The sequence below is a fragment of the Kosakonia sp. SMBL-WEM22 genome (assembly GCF_014490785.1).
Taxonomy (GTDB): domain Bacteria; phylum Pseudomonadota; class Gammaproteobacteria; order Enterobacterales; family Enterobacteriaceae; genus Kosakonia.
This window is the reverse complement of sequence record NZ_CP051488.1, coordinates 2,623,943-2,641,262: the sequence shown is the minus strand read 5'-3', so window position 1 is coordinate 2,641,262 and position 17,320 is coordinate 2,623,943. Positions and strand designations below refer to the sequence as shown.

17 protein-coding genes are annotated in these 17,320 nt (G+C 57.6%); 10 read left to right on the top strand and 7 right to left on the bottom strand.

Annotation, left to right across the window (positions count from 1 at the left end; all coding sequences use genetic code 11):
* Positions 1-196 precede the first annotated feature (196 nt).
* From hemA to kdsA, 6 genes are read left to right on the top strand one after another with little or no spacing between them, the layout of a single operon-like run.
* The gene (hemA, locus tag HF650_RS12500) at positions 197-1,453 is read left to right on the top strand and encodes a glutamyl-tRNA reductase (protein ID WP_023478633.1); all 1,257 of its coding nucleotides are present in this window, start codon (positions 197-199) and stop codon (positions 1,451-1,453) included.
* Between the two features lie 43 nt (positions 1,454-1,496).
* A complete protein-coding gene (gene prfA, locus HF650_RS12495) occupies positions 1,497-2,579 on the top strand; it encodes a peptide chain release factor 1 (RefSeq protein WP_187798954.1) in 1,083 nt (360 codons plus the stop codon).
* Positions 2,579-3,409, top strand: coding sequence for a peptide chain release factor N(5)-glutamine methyltransferase (gene prmC, locus HF650_RS12490; protein ID WP_187798953.1), 831 nt, complete (start codon positions 2,579-2,581; stop codon positions 3,407-3,409). The genes prfA and prmC overlap by 1 nt, the downstream gene beginning before the upstream one ends.
* A gap of 15 nt (positions 3,410-3,424) precedes the next feature.
* On the top strand, positions 3,425-3,817 hold the full coding sequence (gene sirB2 / locus HF650_RS12485; protein WP_187798952.1) for an invasion regulator SirB2: 393 nt from the start codon (positions 3,425-3,427) through the stop codon (positions 3,815-3,817).
* A 3-nt stretch (positions 3,818-3,820) separates the two neighbouring features.
* Positions 3,821-4,630: an invasion regulator SirB1 gene (gene sirB1 / locus HF650_RS12480; protein WP_187798951.1), complete on the top strand. Its 810-nt coding sequence runs from the start codon at positions 3,821-3,823 to the stop codon at positions 4,628-4,630.
* Positions 4,631-4,656: 26 nt separating this feature from the next.
* Complete coding sequence (kdsA, locus tag HF650_RS12475) at positions 4,657-5,511, top strand: 3-deoxy-8-phosphooctulonate synthase (protein ID WP_187798950.1); 855 nt, start codon at positions 4,657-4,659, stop codon at positions 5,509-5,511.
* A gap of 44 nt (positions 5,512-5,555) precedes the next feature.
* Here kdsA and chaA read toward each other — a convergent pair whose 3' ends face one another.
* A complete protein-coding gene (gene chaA / locus HF650_RS12470; protein ID WP_187798949.1) occupies positions 5,556-6,656 on the bottom strand; it encodes a sodium-potassium/proton antiporter ChaA in 1,101 nt (366 codons plus the stop codon).
* 275 nt (positions 6,657-6,931) lie between these two features.
* On the opposite strand from chaA, the gene chaB reads away from it, so the two are divergent.
* The gene (chaB, locus tag HF650_RS12465; protein ID WP_023478915.1) at positions 6,932-7,162 is read left to right on the top strand and encodes a putative cation transport regulator ChaB; all 231 of its coding nucleotides are present in this window, start codon (positions 6,932-6,934) and stop codon (positions 7,160-7,162) included.
* 171 nt (positions 7,163-7,333) lie between these two features.
* On the top strand, positions 7,334-8,032 hold the full coding sequence (locus tag HF650_RS12460) for a gamma-glutamylcyclotransferase (protein ID WP_187798948.1): 699 nt from the start codon (positions 7,334-7,336) through the stop codon (positions 8,030-8,032).
* A gap of 8 nt (positions 8,033-8,040) precedes the next feature.
* Here the strand turns inward: HF650_RS12460 and HF650_RS12455 are convergent, their stop codons facing one another.
* The 4 genes from HF650_RS12455 to HF650_RS12440 form a co-directional block, all read right to left on the bottom strand.
* Entirely contained in the window at positions 8,041-8,286 is a 246-nt protein-coding gene (locus HF650_RS12455) for a DUF1883 domain-containing protein (protein WP_187798947.1), read from the bottom strand.
* 198 nt (positions 8,287-8,484) lie between these two features.
* Complete coding sequence (locus tag HF650_RS12450; RefSeq protein ID WP_187798946.1) at positions 8,485-10,269, bottom strand: methyl-accepting chemotaxis protein; 1,785 nt, start codon at positions 10,267-10,269, stop codon at positions 8,485-8,487.
* Between the two features lie 108 nt (positions 10,270-10,377).
* On the bottom strand, positions 10,378-10,731 hold the full coding sequence (locus HF650_RS12445) for a DsrE/DsrF/TusD sulfur relay family protein (RefSeq protein ID WP_187798945.1): 354 nt from the start codon (positions 10,729-10,731) through the stop codon (positions 10,378-10,380).
* A 71-nt stretch (positions 10,732-10,802) separates the two neighbouring features.
* Positions 10,803-11,318 (bottom strand): YbhB/YbcL family Raf kinase inhibitor-like protein, encoded by a 516-nt coding sequence (locus tag HF650_RS12440; RefSeq protein ID WP_223284324.1) that lies wholly within the window; start codon positions 11,316-11,318, stop codon positions 10,803-10,805.
* 195 nt (positions 11,319-11,513) lie between these two features.
* Here HF650_RS12440 and HF650_RS12435 point away from each other — a divergent pair, with 195 nt between their 5' ends.
* Positions 11,514-12,926 carry a YchO/YchP family invasin gene (locus tag HF650_RS12435; protein ID WP_187802676.1) on the top strand — a complete coding sequence of 471 codons (1,413 nt, stop codon included), beginning with the start codon at positions 11,514-11,516 and terminating at the stop codon, positions 12,924-12,926.
* Here HF650_RS12435 and narL read toward each other — a convergent pair whose 3' ends face one another.
* A complete protein-coding gene (gene narL, locus HF650_RS12430; RefSeq protein WP_023478729.1) occupies positions 12,927-13,577 on the bottom strand; it encodes a two-component system response regulator NarL in 651 nt (216 codons plus the stop codon).
* On the bottom strand, positions 13,570-15,372 hold the full coding sequence (gene narX, locus HF650_RS12425) for a nitrate/nitrite two-component system sensor histidine kinase NarX (protein ID WP_187798943.1): 1,803 nt from the start codon (positions 15,370-15,372) through the stop codon (positions 13,570-13,572). Before narX ends, narL begins: the two co-directional genes overlap by 8 nt.
* Positions 15,373-15,680: 308 nt before the next feature.
* On the opposite strand from narX, the gene HF650_RS12420 reads away from it, so the two are divergent.
* Positions 15,681-17,072 carry a NarK family nitrate/nitrite MFS transporter gene (locus HF650_RS12420; RefSeq protein WP_187798942.1) on the top strand — a complete coding sequence of 464 codons (1,392 nt, stop codon included), beginning with the start codon at positions 15,681-15,683 and terminating at the stop codon, positions 17,070-17,072.
* The last annotated feature ends 248 nt before the right edge of the window (positions 17,073-17,320 follow it).

The window sequence follows — 17,320 nt, the reverse complement described above, 5'->3', positions numbered from 1 at the left end:
ATGACAAATCCTTGTAACAGTTTACAGACAGAAGCTTAATGCTAGCGCCGCACAGAAAGAGCGTCTACGTTCACGTTGTCTTAAATCATAAAAAGACCAATTACTCCGAAAGGATAGTCTCCCTTTTATTGACTCCGCTCATCCTGTATGATGCGTGCAGTCTAACCTTATCAACGTTGGTACTATTCCCGCGCCCATGACCCTTTTAGCACTCGGCATCAACCACAAAACAGCACCTGTTGCGTTGCGAGAACGTATTGCGTTTTCGCCGGAAACGCTTGACCAGGCGCTGGAAAGCCTGTTGGCACAGCCGATGGTGCAGGGGGGCGTGGTGCTCTCAACCTGTAACCGCACCGAGCTTTATCTGAGCGTCGAAGAGCGGGAGAACTTACAGGAAGCGCTGGTGCGCTGGCTATGCGATTATCATCACCTGCGTGAAGATGAAGTACGCCAGAGCCTCTACTGGCACGAAGATAACGACGCCGTCAGCCATTTAATGCGCGTGGCGAGCGGGCTCGATTCGCTGGTGCTCGGCGAGCCGCAGATCCTCGGCCAGGTAAAAAAAGCCTATGCCGACTCCCATCGTGGTCACGGGAATGCCAGCGAGCTGGAACGCATGTTCCAGAAATCCTTCTCTGTCGCCAAGCGCGTGCGCACGGAAACCGATATCGGCGCCAGCGCCGTGTCGGTCGCTTTCGCTGCCTGTACCCTCGCGCGGCAGATCTTTGAATCCCTTTCGACGGTTACCGTGCTGCTGGTCGGCGCGGGCGAGACCATTGAGCTGGTGGCGCGCCATCTGCGTGAGCACAAAGTACAAAATATGATCATCGCCAACCGCACCCGCGAGCGTGCGGAGCTGCTGGCGAATGAGGTCGGGGCGGAAGTGATCGGCCTGAGCGAAATCGACGAGCGCCTGAAAGATGCCGATATCGTTATCAGTTCGACCGCCAGCCCGCTGCCGATTATTGGCAAAGGGATGGTCGAGCGGGCGATGAAGGCACGCCGCAATAAGCCGATGCTGCTGGTGGATATTGCCGTTCCGCGCGACGTTGAGCCGGAAGTGGGCGAAATTGCCAACGCCTATCTCTACAGCGTCGACGATCTGCAAAGCATCATTCAGCACAACCTGGCGCAGCGCAAAGCCGCGGCGGTGCAGGCGGAAACTATCGTCGCCCAGGAGACCAGCGAATTTATGGCCTGGCTGCGCGCGCAAAGCGCCAGCGAGACGATTCGGGACTATCGCAGCCAGTCAGAACAGGTTCGCGATGAGCTGACGGCAAAAGCGCTCGCTGCGCTGGAGCAGGGCGGCGATCCGCAGACCATTATGCAGGACCTGGCGTGGAAGCTGACCAACCGTTTAATCCATGCCCCAACCAAATCTCTTCAGCAGGCCGCCCGTGACGGGGATGACGATCGCCTGCATATTCTGCGCAACAGCCTCGGGCTGGATTAGCACACCACACTCCTGATAATTACTAAAAGGTGCCTTTACGCCTATGAAGCCTTCTATCGTTGCCAAACTGGAAGCCCTGCATGAACGCCATGAAGAAGTACAGGCGCTGCTGGGTGACGCGCAAACCATCGCCGATCAGGATCGCTTCCGCGCCCTGTCGCGCGAATATGCGCAGCTGAGCGACGTTTCCCGCTGTTTTACCGACTGGCGACAGACGCAGGACGATATCGAAACTGCGCAGATGATGCTCGACGACCCCGAAATGCGCGAAATGGCGCAGGAGGAGTTACGCGACGCAAAAGAGAGAAGCGAGCAGCTTGAACAGCATTTACAGGTGCTGCTGCTGCCGAAAGATCCTGATGATGAGCGCAACGCGTTTGTCGAAGTGCGCGCCGGTACCGGCGGGGATGAAGCCGCCCTGTTTGCCGGCGATCTGTTCCGCATGTACAGCCGTTATGCCGAGGCCCGCCGCTGGCGCGTCGAGATCATGAGCGCCAATGAAGGCGAACATGGTGGTTATAAAGAGGTGATTGCCAAAATCAGCGGCGACGGCGTCTATGGCCGTCTGAAGTTTGAGTCGGGCGGTCACCGTGTGCAGCGCGTGCCGGCCACCGAATCGCAGGGGCGCATTCACACCTCCGCCTGTACCGTTGCGGTGATGCCGGAGTTGCCGGAGGCGGAGCTGCCGGATATCAACCCGGCGGATCTGCGTATCGACACCTTCCGCTCCTCCGGCGCGGGCGGCCAGCACGTTAACACCACTGATTCAGCGATCCGTATTACCCACTTGCCAACCGGGATTGTGGTGGAGTGCCAGGATGAGCGCTCGCAGCATAAAAACAAAGCCAAAGCGCTCTCCGTGCTCGGGGCGCGTATCCACGCTGCCGAAGTGGCGAAACGCCAGCAGACGGAGGCCTCCACGCGTCGTAACCTGCTCGGCAGCGGCGATCGCAGCGACCGTAACCGCACCTATAACTTCCCGCAGGGTCGCGTAACCGACCACCGCATCAACCTGACGCTCTACCGCCTGGATGAAGTGATGGAAGGCAAGCTCGATGCGCTGATCGAACCGATCGTGCAGGAGTACCAGGCCGACCAGCTGGCGGCGCTCTCCGAGCAGGATTGATGGAGTTTCAACAGTGGTTGCGTGAGGCCGCAAGCCAGCTGCGCGAAAGCGAGAGTCCGCGGCGGGATGCCGAGATTTTGCTCGGCTTTGTCACCGGCAAAGCGCGCACCTATATTCTCGCCTTCGGGGAAACGCGTCTTGCGGACGAGCAGCAGGCGCAGCTTGCTGCGTTACTGGCCCGACGTGTGCGCGGCGAGCCGGTCGCGCACCTGATTGGCGAGCGTGAATTCTGGTCGCTGCCGCTCTTTGTCTCGCCCGCCACGCTGATTCCACGCCCCGATACGGAATGCCTGGTTGAGCAGGCGCTCGCCCGGCTTCCCGCCGCGCCGTGTCGCATCCTGGATTTAGGTACCGGCACCGGCGCCATTGCGCTGGCGCTGGCCAGCGAGCGGCCAGATTGCCAGGTCACCGCTGTCGATCTCGTCCCTGAGGCGGTCGCGCTGGCGCAGCGTAACGCCGACCATCTCGGCATTCGCAATATCGAGATTGTGCAGAGCCGCTGGTTTAGCGCCCTGGAGGGGCAAGCCTTTTCGCTTATCGTCAGCAACCCGCCCTATATTGATGCGCAGGATCCCCATCTGGCGCAGGGCGATGTGCGCTTTGAACCGCTCAGCGCACTGGTGGCAGCGGATAACGGCCTTGCGGATCTGCATATGCTGATTAAAGACGCGCCGCGCTACTTACTGCCGCAGGGCTGGTTGTTGCTGGAGCATGGCTGGCAGCAGGGTGCCGCGGTGCGCGAGATTTTTGCCCGCTACGGCTGGCAGCAGGTGGAAACCTGCCGGGATTATGGTGATAACGAACGCCTGACACTGGGACGGCGGCCGTAACGGGAGCAACAGGGAATGTGCCTCTTTAACATCCTGATTACGTTACATTTGACGTCGGTGGCGCTGACCATTAGCCTGTTCACCCTGCGTTACTGGTGGCGCTGGAGCAACAATCCCCGCTTTCAGGCGCGTTGGGTGCGGGTAGTACCGCATATCGTCGATAGCATTTTGCTATTAAGCGGCGTGGGGTTGATAGGCCTGACCGGCTATTTGCCTTTTACTGTTAAAGGCGCATGGCTGACTGAAAAGCTGTTTGGCGTTATCATCTATATCGTTTTGGGTTTTATTGCGCTCGGGCGACATCGTCCGCGCGGCCAGCAGGCAGGTTTTATTGCCTTTATGCTGGGGCTGGTGGTGCTGTACATCATCATTAAACTCGCCGCCACAAAAGTACCGATACTGGGGTAAGACATGAGGTCGTTAGCTGATTTCGAATTTAACAAAGCGCCATTATGCGACGGGATGATCCTTGTTTCCGCGCTGATACGCGATGATTTTCCTTCACAATACGTACAAGACGAACTGGAGCATCTGCTCGCGCTTGCCCGTGAAGAGATCAGTCAGGCAAAGCCTCAGGAGCATCAACTGGAGGAACTCCTTGCGCTGTTTTACGGCGAGTGGGGATTCAAAGATACTCGCGGCGTCTACCGTCTCTCTGATGCGCTGTGGCTGGATAAAGTGTTGCAGAACCGCCAGGGCAGTGCCGTATCGCTGGGGGCGATTCTGCTGTGGGTTGCCGGGCGGCTCAATATTCCGCTGACCCCGGTCATCTTCCCCACGCAGCTGATTCTGCGCGGCGAATGGCTGGATGGCGAAATGTGGCTGATTAACCCGTTCAATGGCGACACGCTGGACGAACATACGCTTGAAGTTTGGCTGAAGGGCAATATCAGCCCGGTGGCCGAGCTGTTTAACGAAGACCTTGATGAGGCAGACAACGCTGAAGTGATCCGCAAACTGCTGGATACTCTGAAGTCGGCGTTGATGGAAGAGCAGCAGATGGAGCTGGCCCTGCGCGCCAGCGAAGCGTTACTGCAGTTCAATCCGGAAGATCCGTATGAGATCCGCGATCGCGGGCTGATTTATGCGCAGCTGGATTGCGACCACGTGGCGCTGCATGACTTAAGCTACTTCGTCGAGCAGTGCCCGGAAGATCCGATCAGCGAAATGATCCGCGCGCAGATCAACACGATTTCCCATAAACAGATTACCCTGCATTAAGCATTCACACTCGATAAGGCGATTTTATGAAACAAAAAGTGGTCAGCATTGGCGACATCAACGTGGCGAACGATCTGCCGTTCGTGCTGTTCGGCGGCATGAACGTGCTGGAATCCCGCGATTTAGCCATGCGCATTTGTGAACACTACGTGACCGTGACCCAGAAGCTGGGCATCCCGTACGTGTTCAAAGCCTCTTTCGATAAAGCCAACCGCTCCTCCATCAAGTCCTATCGCGGGCCGGGTCTGGAAGAGGGGATGAAGATTTTCCAGGAGCTGAAGCAGACCTTCGGCGTCAAACTGATTACCGACGTACACGAAGCGAGCCAGGCGCAGCCGGTCTCTGAAGTGGTGGATGTGATCCAGCTTCCGGCCTTCCTCGCTCGCCAGACCGATCTGGTGGAAGCGATGGCGAAAACCGGCGCAGTGATTAACGTCAAAAAACCGCAGTTCGTAAGCCCGGGCCAGATGGGCAATATCGTCGACAAATTTATCGAGGGCGGTAATGACAAAGTTATCCTCTGCGATCGCGGCGCGAACTTCGGTTATGACAACCTGGTGGTCGACATGCTCGGCTTCAGCGTGATGAAAAAAGTTTCCAACAACTCGCCGGTGATCTTTGACGTCACCCACGCGCTGCAGTGTCGCGACCCGTTTGGTGCCGCTTCCGGTGGCCGTCGTGGCCAGGTCGCCGAGCTGGCGCGCGCGGGCATGGCAACCGGTCTTGCCGGTCTGTTTATTGAAGCGCACCCGGACCCGGATAACGCCAAGTGCGATGGCCCATCTGCACTGCCGCTGGCGAAGCTTGAGCCTTTCCTGCAGCAGATCAAAGCGATTGACGACCTGGTCAAAAGCTTCGACGAACTCAACACTGAAGCATAAAAAGAAAAACCCCGCGAAAGCGGGGTTTTTTGTCTCTGCATCACTCAGGCAAAGATGGTCATCAGATAGGCGGCAAACAGCGCCAGATGCGCCGCGCCGTTAAGTACATTGGTGCGCCCGGTTGAGAAGGAGATCTGGCAGAGCATCAGTGACGCTACCATCACAATCATCTCCGGCGCATCAAGGCCGAACACCAGCTTATTATCGGTGAGCCAGGCAATCAGCGTGACCACCGGTACGGTCAGCGAGATGGTCGCCAGCACCGAACCGAAGAAGAGATTCATCGCGCGCTGCACCTGATTGTTCAGCACCGCTTTTAGCGCCCCAAGCCCTTCCGGTGAGAGGATCAGCAGCGCAACGAGGAAGCCGGTAAACGCCACCGGTGCATTCACTTCCGTCAGCAGCACTTCCAGCGGCTGCGCGTTCATTTTGGTCACCGCAATCACCGCAATCAGATGCACAATCAGCCACGCGGTATGCCAGAGATTGCCGTGCGCCGACGGCTTACCGTGGTGCGGATCGTCATCGTCGCCGTCATCTTCATGCTCATAGACAAACAGGCTCTGATGAGTTTTGGTCTGGATGAGCAGAAACACGCCATACATCGCCGCCGAAATGAGCGCCACCAGCAGCGCCTGGCCGATAGTGAAGTTCGCTTCCGGCAGCGCCATCGGAAAGACCAGCACAATAATCGCCAGCGGAAAGAGGGCGATCAGATACTGCTTGATGCCAAACAGATTGACATACTGCGTGGCGAATTTACGCCCACCCAGCAGCAGCGAGAAACCGACCAGCCCGCCGGTCACAATCATGATGATGGAGTAGAGCGTATCGCGCATCAGCGTCGGCGCGGCATCACCGGTCGCCATCAGTGCAGAGATGAGACTTACTTCAAGAATAACCACGGAGAGGCTCAGAATTAACGAGCCGAAAGGTTCGCCCAGACGATGGGCAAGAACGTCAGCGTGGCGCACCACGCTAAAGGCGCTGGCTAAAATCCCCACCAGCGCCAGCACGTTGATACCGACTATCGCCGGCAGTGACTGCGAGCTTCCCCAGAAGAGCAGCACGGCCAGCGCCAGCACCGGGAAAATGAGCGTGGTCTCCTTGTGGCGGGTTTTAACCGCCTCGTGGGTTGTTGTCATTATGATTCTCCTCAGAGTGCAGTGTTGTTGAAGTATAGATAAAGAACGAAAGGTGATTAAAATAGCAAAAAAGTGGTCTTTACGTGGTCATTTTTACCTATTTTTACGGCGGTAAAATATTTTTTGTTAGTAAGGCTTAAAAAATAATATTTTCTGATAATAGTGCAATATAAACATAAAGATAATCATCTAAAAAAGACATTTATCCTCTTTGCCTGGCGCAGAAGGAGGTTGTCGACCAGACTTAAGCTTTTAGCCCAAGAAGGAGCAGAAAAGTGCCATATAAAGCAAAATCTGAGCTACCCGACAGCGTACAGCACGTTCTCCCTGCCCATGCGCAGGAGATCTATAAAGAGGCGTTTAACAGCGCCTGGGATCAATATAAAGATAAAGATGACCGCCGTGGCGATGCCAGCCGGGAAGAGACGGCGCACCGCGTCGCCTGGGCGGCGGTTAAAAATGAGTATGAAAAGGGGGATGACGATAAGTGGCATAAGAAGAAGTAGCGCATAGCAGCGCCACCTTCGCCATATATAGCTTTATTCGATGGATTGATGCTGTTGCATGCGGCGCGTGAATTGCATATCGTCGTATAGCGCTGCGTTGATACGGCAGCGTATGTCGGGAAGGCAGCAGTAAAGCAGTCGCAAGGACGCAGGCAGTGGCGGAGGTAGAAGATGTTAACGCGTGATTTCTTGCGAGCGGCCGATTGCAAAACGGCGTTTGGCGATATAGAAGAGTCGTTGTTGTGGTCGGCTGAGCAGCGGGCGTCCTCGCTGGCGGCGACGCTGGCCTGTCGGCCGGATGATGGCCCGGTGTGGATTTTTGGTTACGGTTCGCTGATGTGGAACCCGGCGCTGGAGTTCGACGAATCCTGCCCTGGGACGCTGGTCGGCTGGCATCGCGCCTTCTGTTTGCGCCTGACGGCCGGACGCGGTACTGCGTGCCAGCCAGGACGCATGCTTGCACTAAAAGAGGGCGGACGCACCACCGGCGTGGCTTACCGGCTGTCGGAAGAGAGCCTGCACGACGATCTCACGCTGCTGTGGAAACGGGAGATGATCACCGGCTGCTATCTGCCGAGCTGGTGCAAACTCTCACTCGACGATGGCCGCGTGGTTAATGCGCTGGTATTTATTATGGATCCGCGCCACCCGCTCTATGAGTCTGATACCCGCGCGCAAACCATCGCGCCACTGATTGCTGCCGCCAGCGGCCCGCTTGGTACCAATGCCCAGTACCTCTTCTCCCTTGAGCAGGAGCTGATTAAGCTCGGCATGCACGATGACTGCCTGAATGAGCTGGTGGGAAGAGTGCGTCTGCTACTGGAGGGGGATAAACCAGGCCCGGAAATGGTACCTGGTTTTGCCTGCTAAGGGTGACTTTACGCCGCAACGTAGCTGATCGAGTGCTCCAGCGACTGGCTGTGGCTGTCGATCAGTACGCTCCAGATGCCGCTATAAGGCACCGAAAGATAGGCGCTGGCGCGGTTCTGGACACTCAGAATATCCGCCTGCGCATCCGGCTTGCGGCTCTTTTCACACATCAGATGGATATGACACTTTTCAGAACAGCGAACCACCACCGTATCCCCGCCAAACAGTTTTAAACTTGCTTTTACTACCGCCATTTTTTAACCCCGTCATTTGAATAACGCCATCCCTGCGTGATGTTGTTCACAAAACACTCCCTGCATCACACCAAACGACCGTTAGCCAGATGCTGATTTTGATCAACAAATGACGTAAGGATTAAACAAAAATAACAATCTGCGGCAAGGGGGGAGATCCGGCGCGCAAAACCGCAGTTCAAACGCGCCGGTAAAAGATTAAATGCGGAAATGTCCGGCGGTATCGGCAAGTTCCCCCGCCTGCGCGCGCAGTGCCCCGGCTGCGGCGGTTGATTCGACGACCAGCTCGGCGTTCTGCTGCACCATGCGGTCCAGATTGATCACCGCGTGATTGATCTCCTGAATACCTTTCATCTGCTCGCTGGTGGCGACAGTGATCTCACGCATAATCACCGATACGCTGTCGATGCTGGTGGCAATATCGGTCATGCTGTCGCCGGCCAGCCGCACATAGCGCGAGCCGGTGGCGACGCTGTCGGTGGTGGAGTCAATCAGCGTTTTAATCTCCTTCGCCGCCTGCGCGCTGCGGCTGGCGAGATTGCGCACTTCGCCCGCGACTACCGCAAAGCCGCGCCCCTGTTCACCGGCGCGCGCCGCTTCTACCGAGGCGTTAAGCGCGAGGATATTGGTCTGGAAGGCGATGGCGTCAATAACGCTGGTGATATCGCCAATCTTCGCCGAGGCGACTTCAATTGAGTGCATGGTGTTAATAGCCTGCGTCACTACCTGGCCGCCGCGGGAGGCGGCTTCGGAGGCGACATGCGCCTGGGTATTGGCCTGCGCTGCCGCATCGGTCGATTGCGCCACCGAGGCGGTGATCTGCTCCACGGCACTGGCGGTTTCACGCAGGCTTGATGCTGCCTGCTCCGTGCGCCCGGAGAGATCCTGGTTCCCGGCGGCAATCTCCTGCGCGGCCAGCTGCACCGAGTGGGTGGAGTCGCGCAGTTTCACCATCACCACCGCCAGCTTGTCGCTGAAGGCGTTAAAGGCGTGGGCGATCTGCGCTACTTCATCGTTACCGCTCTCCGGCAAGCGCTGGGAGAGATCGTTAGTGCCACTGCTGATGGCGTTCATCGCATCGCGGATCACCACCAGGCGTTTAAGCAGCGCTGCGACCATCCACTGCATCAATGCCCCGGCAATAATCACCAGCACAATCAGCGACACGGCGGAGGCTTTTAACTGCGCGCGCAGACCGGCGGTAGCGTCATCCCCATCGAGGGCGACCACCAGCAGCCAGTCGGTTCCTTTCACCCGGCTGGCTAACAGCGACTTCTCATCACCAGCATACTCGCCAGAGACGGTTTTTCCGCTGCTCAGTTCAGCAAAGGAGACGCCGTGGATGGCATCAGAGAAGGGTTTCATCGTCAGCTTTTCATCGGCAGCGGCAATCACCGAGCCATCGCTGGCAAGCAGCATACCGCCGCTATGCGGCGTCGGGCTGATACCGCGCACGTTGGCGACTACGCTCGCCATTGAGACGTCGCCAGCGACGACGCCTCTCAGCGTGCCGTTCTCTTTTACCGGTACGGCAAAGGTCACCACCAGCTGCCCGGTGCTGGCATCAACATAGGGGGCAGTAACCACTGGCGCATCGGCTTTCACTGCCTGCTGATACCAGGGGCGAATGGTCGGATCGTAATCCGCCGGGACGCCGCCGGGATCGGAGAACTTCGCAGTTTTGCTGGCATAGCCAACGTAGACGTTGATAAACCCGCCGGCGCGGGCGATTTGGGCAAATACCGGTACCGGATCGTCCGTTAAGGCCACGCTTTGCAGAGAGGCGATCATCGCGGTTTTGCTGGCGACCCAGTCGGCAATGGCAATGCCATGGCTGTCGCGGGTGCTGGAGAGAATATCCTGCTGGGTTTGCTGGTTGTGCTGGCGCGTAACCTGGTAGTTGATGATGGTGTTGAGCAGCAAGGCGACAGTGAGACAACCTGCCGTCGCCGCCATAATCCGGGCTTTTATGGATGTGAACATTTTTATTGTACCTGCTGTGTTTGTCTTAAGTGGCTATCGGCAACACAGCAGGCAAACTTGATGACGCAGAGCCATCCATAAGTAAATTGTATTAAACTCGCCGTTCTATTAGAAAGTTAACACTTTGTCTGCCGCCAGCGTCCACTGCGCCAGCTCGACAAGAGTACCGATCTCCACGCCCTCAACCAGCGGCAGGGCGCTGACGCCGCGGCCATCGGCGCAAGTCTTGCACAGCTTCACCGGCACGCCCTGGGCGGTGAGGATCTCCAGCATCTGCTGAATGTTATACCCCTCGGCGGGCTTCTGGCCGCGCAGCCCGGCGGTTACCGCATCGGACATTAAAAACAGCTTCAGCGCGATCGGCTCCTCCTGCTCGCGCAGGGCAATCGCCAGCCGTAGGCTGTTAAACAGCGATTCACTTCCGTACGCCGCACCATTGGCGATGATCACAACGTTTTGCATTGTCACTCCTTCGATTAATCGTAGCGAAAAGGGCTATGCTACTGCGCCGCGCGGGCGGCGCAAAGGTAAAATCACTGCCCGAAGCGGCCAATCAGCCCGGCGGCAGCAAGCGTATTGCCCTTAAGCTTGCTGAAGAGCTCTTCGCGGGTCAGCCCCTCCTCTAAAGTTGGCGGCAGCGAGGTGGCGATGAGAGTGAAGGTGTAGTGATGTGCGCCGCTGCCCGGCGGTGGACAGGGGCCATGCCAGCGAAAATTGCCGGGTGTGTTTTTGCCGCCGGTAAAGCCTTTGCCATCGCGCAGCGCGTTCTGCGCAAAGCCCGCGCTCGACGGCGCGATGTTATAGGCCACCAGGTGTGTCACGCCTAGCCCGCGTGCACCTTCCGGGTCGTGGACGATCAGCGCAAAACTCTGCGTGTTGGTCGGGGCGTTACTCCACACCAGCGCCGGAGAGAGGTTTTCGCCGGTGCAGTTGGGGTTATTGCTGGCGTTACCGGCGAATTTCTTCTCCATCATCGCGTTGTCGGCAAAGGCCGGGGATTGCAAAGCAAAAAGGGGAGCGGCGCTGGCCTGCGCGCCGCAGAGCAGCATCCAGCCGCACAGCAGAGTTATTTTTGTTTTCATGACGCGTCTCTCGTGACAAGGATGCATTAACTGTAGCCGCAGCGAGGCGGGTCGATTAGGGATTTTCCTGATATATCGCCCGCGGCTGTAATCGCCCGCTAAAACCGCTAGACTAAGTGACTTACTTCACAAAATCGGCCCAGGATCCTCATTAACGTCGTGATGCGCAGCTTCCTTACCTCTCCACTTCTCTCCCTTCTTGCCCTGTTAGTGGCGGGAGGCGATGCCCATGCGCTGCAGAACAAATATGTGCAGCAGGCGGAAAACCCGTTCGACAACAATGGCGATGGTCTCCCGGATCTCAGTATGGCACCGGAGACGGATGCGCAGGAGAAACACTTTGCCGAGATGGCGAAAGCGTTTGGGGAGGCGAGCATGACCGACAGCGACCTCAGCGCGGGTCAGCAGGCGCGCCAGTTCGCCTTCGGGCAACTGCGTGAGGTGGTGAGTGGAGAGGTCAATCAGCAGGTTGAGTCCTGGCTTTCGCCGTGGGGTAACGCCACCGTCGATCTGAAAGTGGATAATGAAGGGCAGTTTAACGGCAGCCATGGCGACTGGTTTGTACCGTTACAGGATAACAACCGCTACCTGAGCTGGAGCCAGCTGGGCCTGACGCAGCAAGATAGCGGCCTTATCGGCAATGTGGGGCTGGGGCAGCGCTGGGTTGCTGGCGACTGGCTCCTCGGCTACAACACTTTTTACGACGCTCAACTGGAAGAGAATACCGGGCGCGCCGGATTTGGCGCGGAGGCGTGGGGCGAATTCCTGCGTCTGTCGGCCAACTACTACCAGCCGGTGAGCCACTGGCGCTATGACACGGCGACGCAGCAGCAGCGCATGGCGCGCGGTTACGATGTGACGGCGCAGGCGCGACTACCGTTCTACCAGTACGTCAACACCAGCGTCAGCGTGGAGCAGTACTTTGGCGACAATGTCGATCTGTTTGATAGCGGCACGGGTTATCACAACCCGGTCGCCGTCAAACTGGGGGTCAACTACACCCCGGTGCCGCTGGTGACCATTACCGCCGAGCATCGCCAGGGGGAGAGTGGGGTAAGCCAGAACGATTTAGGGTTAAAACTCAACTACCGCTTTGGCGTGCCGCTGCATAAACAGCTCTCACCCTCTGAAGTTGCCGTTAGCCGCTCCCTGCGCGGCAGCCGCTACGATAGCCCGACGCGCAACAATCTGCCGGTGTTTGAGTATCGCCAGCGCAAAACCCTCTCCGTTTTCCTGGCAACGCCGCCCTGGGATCTCCAGCCGGGGGAAACGGTGGCGCTTAAACTGCAAATTCACAGCACGCACGGTATCCGCAGCCTGACCTGGCAGGGCGACACTCAGGCGCTGAGTTTAACGCCGCCGGTGAACGCACGCAGCGGCGATGGCTGGACATTGATTATGCCGCGCTGGGACAGCCGCGAAGGGGCGAGCAACAGCTGGACGCTTTCGGTACTGGTGGAGGATGAGAAGGGGCAGAAAGTGGAATCAAACACTATCGTGCTGAAGCTGACCGAGCCGGTGATCCCACCGGCAACGGATGGCGGTACGGACTGGTCGCTGCCAGCCGTGCAGTGATCAGAAAACCCGCTCCTGATGCACCCAGACAGCCGCTTCGACGCGGGATTTAAGCTTCATCTTTTTCAGCATATGTTTGACGTGCACTTTCACCGTGCTCTCGGTGATATCCAGACGGCGGGCAATCATCTTGTTCGGCAGCCCCTGGGCGATCAGTTTCAGGATATCGCGCTCGCGCGGCGTTAACTGGGAGATATCGCGGTCGGTCGTCGCGCGGTTAGCGCGCAGACTGGCTGCCAGCACCGGCGTCAGCGCCTCGCTCAGCACCATCTCTCCCGCCGCCGCCTGTTGCAATGCCTTCAGCAAATCTTCCGGCTCCATATCTTTCAGCAGGTAGCCATCGGCGCCGCGCTTCAGGGCGGTGACCACATCCTCTTCATGATTAGAGACGCTAAAGACCACAATGCGCCCGGAGAGGGTTTTCTCGCGTAGCTTGTCGAGGGTCTCCAGTCCGTTCATGCCCGGCATATTAAGGTCGAGCAGGATCAGGTCCGGGTCCAGCGATTCTGCCAGCTCAATGCCTTGCTCGCCGTTGCTGGCCTCGCCGACGACGGTGATGTCGTGGGCCATGCTAATTAACTGCTTTACACCGGTACGCAGCATCGGATGGTCGTCGATTAGCAGGATAGTTGCCGGATCCTGATTACTCATGGTTATCTCCTTGCATAGATGAGAGAAACGTTTCGGGTATGAAGGTGACGACAACGTCAGTCCCCCCGGAAGCTCCGGGACGCACCTGGCAGTCGCCGCGCAGGCTTTGCGCGCGATCGCGCATAATAATGAGTCCGTAATGGTTGGTGCGCTCAGCATTATCCGGGATCCCACACCCGTTATCGCTGATGCGCAGTACGACACGGTTTTCCTGTTGCTGTACGGCGACACTGACCGCGGTGGCGCCGGAGTGTTTTAGGGCATTGCTCAGCGCCTCGCGGGCGATCTGCAATAGATGAATGGCCTGATGCGCCGGAACGATGCGGGCCGGAAGCTGGTAATCAAGCCGCACGTCGAAACCGAAACGCAGACTGTACTCCTGACAGCTGGACTCCAGCGCCGGGCGCAGCCCCGGCTCGGTCAGCTGTAAGCGGAAGGTGGTCAGCAGTTCGCGCAGCTGCGCCCAGGAGGTATTGAGTTCATTACGGATCTGGCTCAACAACTGTCGGCTGCTCTCGGGGATTTCGTCCCCCTGCATCTGCAAACAGCTCACCTGCATCTTCATGCAGGAGAGCGACTGGGCAATCGAGTCGTGCAGCTCGCGGGCAATGGTCGCACGCTCCTCCATTACCATCAGCTGCTGCTGGCGATCCTGATGCCTGTCCAGCGCCAGCGTGGCGGTTAGCTGTTCAACCAGGGTATCAACCAATTGCTGCTGATCATGGCTTAAATGGCGGCCCGGCGGCAGCTTCGCCAGCAGCAAACCGTACTGCATATGCGCATCCGCCAGCCGCCATTTGAGCGTCGAGCCAACGCCGGTCGATTCAATCAATTTGCCGTCGCGCGGGCAGAGGTGGCAGCCTTTCACATCGCAGCTGGCCGTAGACTGGCAGGTAAACTCCTGGTGATTTTCTTCATCTTCCAGGTCGTAAACCCGTAGTTCAATATCGTGCAGCAGGGTCAGATTCTGTAAGCCGTTAAGCACCGGCGACAGGCGCTCGCACATCGGAATGCGTGAATGCAGGCGGTGGTTGGCCTGCCATAAGAAGGAGAGGATCTCATTTTTCTGCTCAAGCCCGGCGGTCTTCTCCTGCACGCGCCTTTCTAGCACCGCGTAACTCTCGCCCAGCTCGGCGGACATATTGTTAAGCGCCTCGCCAAGGGTAGCCATCTCGTTGCCGCCGCTGATATGGGCGCGCTGGGTAAAATCGCGCTGGCTGACGGCGCGCGCCATATGCAGCAACTGCTGCCACGGTCGGAGCAGACGCGCCCGCAGCCACACCAGCGCAATCAGGATCAGCAGCCCCATCAGCACAGCCATCACCCGATGCAGCACCACCACTTCGGCGATGCGGTGCTCGGTATTGCTGTCGAAGGCGGAGACCAGTTTATCGATGCGCCCAACGAAAACGGCGATGATGTCAGTGACCTGTGCTGGCTGCCGGGCATCTTTAATCGCCGGGATCACCACGTTGTGCCAGTAGGTTTGCAAATCAGCAAGCTGCGCCTGCTGGCCATCACGTTTTGCTGCCAGCGCCAGCTCGGGGCTGAAAGCGGTGTGCTCCATCTCATCTATCAGATATTGCTCATCTTCCTGTAGCGGGATGGCCGACATCAGACGGTAGCTCTGCATGCGCAGCGAACCCGCTTTGTTAATAGCGTGTGCGCTGCCCTGAACGCCCTGCACCAGCCAGCCGGAGACCGCCATACCGGTCACGCCAATCAGCGTGGATAACAGCATCAATACGGCCAGTTGGCTGACCAGCGACAGCGGTGAAAAGAGGCGTTTAAGCATGGGAAAATGAGACTCCTTGACCGCAAAAGGTGCGGGTGGCGTTATTGTCAGCTATCGCCTGGAGTATACCCATACCTACAAAGAGTTACTCCTTTATTGCCGGCTGGATAACATTCGGAGGGGCAAACGACCCGGTAGCGGTCAGCGCCGTGAAAAACCACACCTTTTTTGCCGGTAAACGCTACTCATAAATGAGCATGATGTTTTTTTACCCATTATTAGGCCAGCTTTTCCTTTGATTTATATCAACTTAACGCGCGCTGCAGAAATTAAGGTGGCAGGCATCAAACTGCACATCAGAGGTGTCTATGCATCAAACATCCGTTCCGGACTCGCGTTCGTCATCCCGGGTTATTACCGACTGGCGTCCCGAAGATCCGGCTTTCTGGCAGCAGCAGGGGCAGCAGATTGCCAGCCGCAATCTGTGGATCTCCGTGCCCTGCCTGCTTTTAGCCTTCTGCGTCTGGATGCTGTTTAGCGCAGTGGCGGTGAATCTGCCCAAGGTGGGCTTTCAGTTCACCACCGACCAACTGTTTATGCTAACGGCGCTGCCGTCGGTCTCCGGCGCGCTGTTGCGTGTACCATACTCCTTTATGGTACCGGTGTTTGGCGGGCGTCGCTGGACGGCATTCAGTACTGGCATCCTGATTATTCCCTGCGTCTGGCTCGGTTTTGCTGTGCAGGATACCTCCACGCCATTCAGCACATTTATCATTATCTCTCTGCTGTGCGGTTTTGCCGGAGCAAACTTTGCCTCCAGTATGGCGAACATCAGCTTCTTCTTCCCGAAAGAGAAGCAGGGCGGTGCGCTTGGCATCAACGGCGGCTTTGGCAACCTGGGGGTGAGCGTGATGCAGCTGATTGCGCCGCTGGCAGTCTCCTTCTCCATCTTTGCTGCCTTTGGCGGCGGCGGTGTGACTCAGCCTGACGGCACGATGCTTTATCTGCAAAACGCGGCCTGGGTCTGGGTGCCATTCCTGGCGGTATTCACCCTCGCGGCATGGTTCGGCATGAACGAGCTGGCGACCTCGAAAGCGTCGCTCAGCGCGCAACTGCCGGTGTTAAAGCGCTCGCATTTGTGGATCATGAGCTTCCTCTACCTGGCGACTTTCGGCTCATTTATCGGCTTCTCCGCCGGCTTTGCGATGTTGTCAAAAACCCAGTTTCCGGAGGTGCAGATCCTTCACTTTGCCTTCTTCGGGCCGCTGGTGGGCGCGCTGGCACGATCAGCGGGTGGAGCGATTTCCGACCGACTTGGCGGAACGCGTGTCACGCTTGTTAACTTTGTCGTGATGGCCATCTTCAGCGCCTTGCTGTTCCTGACGCTGCCGTCAAACGGCGAGGGTGGCAACTTCACCGCCTTCTTCTGCGTCTTCCTGGTGCTGTTCCTCACCGCCGGGCTGGGCAGCGGCTCAACCTTCCAGATGATCTCTGTGATCTTCCGTAAGATGACCATGGAGCGGGTGAAGAAAGCGGGCGGTAGCGAGAGCGAGGCGATGCGTGAAGCTGCGACGGAAACGGCGGCCGCGCTGGGCTTTATCTCGGCGATTGGCGCCATTGGCGGCTTCTTTATTCCGAAAGCGTTTGGCACCTCGTTGGCGCTGACCGGCTCACCGGCGGGCGCAATGAAAGTGTTTCTCGTGTTCTATATCGCCTGTGTGGTGATCACCTGGGCGATATACGGGCGTAAAAAACAATAATAACGGTAATGTGTTGATTATGCTTGCGCGGCTCCGGCCGCGCATTTTTTTGGTTGCTATATAGTTACAACATACTTATAACCTGTACCGCACCTGCTTCGGTCAGCACTGTGAGCGGTATCGCATCGCAGCGGCATCTACCCCTTAATACCTGGAGACCGGGATAAATCTGAATAATTCAGTAACTAAATATAATATATACATGTTAATCAGTTAGTTACGTGAAAACTATTGATAACTCTTTGGGA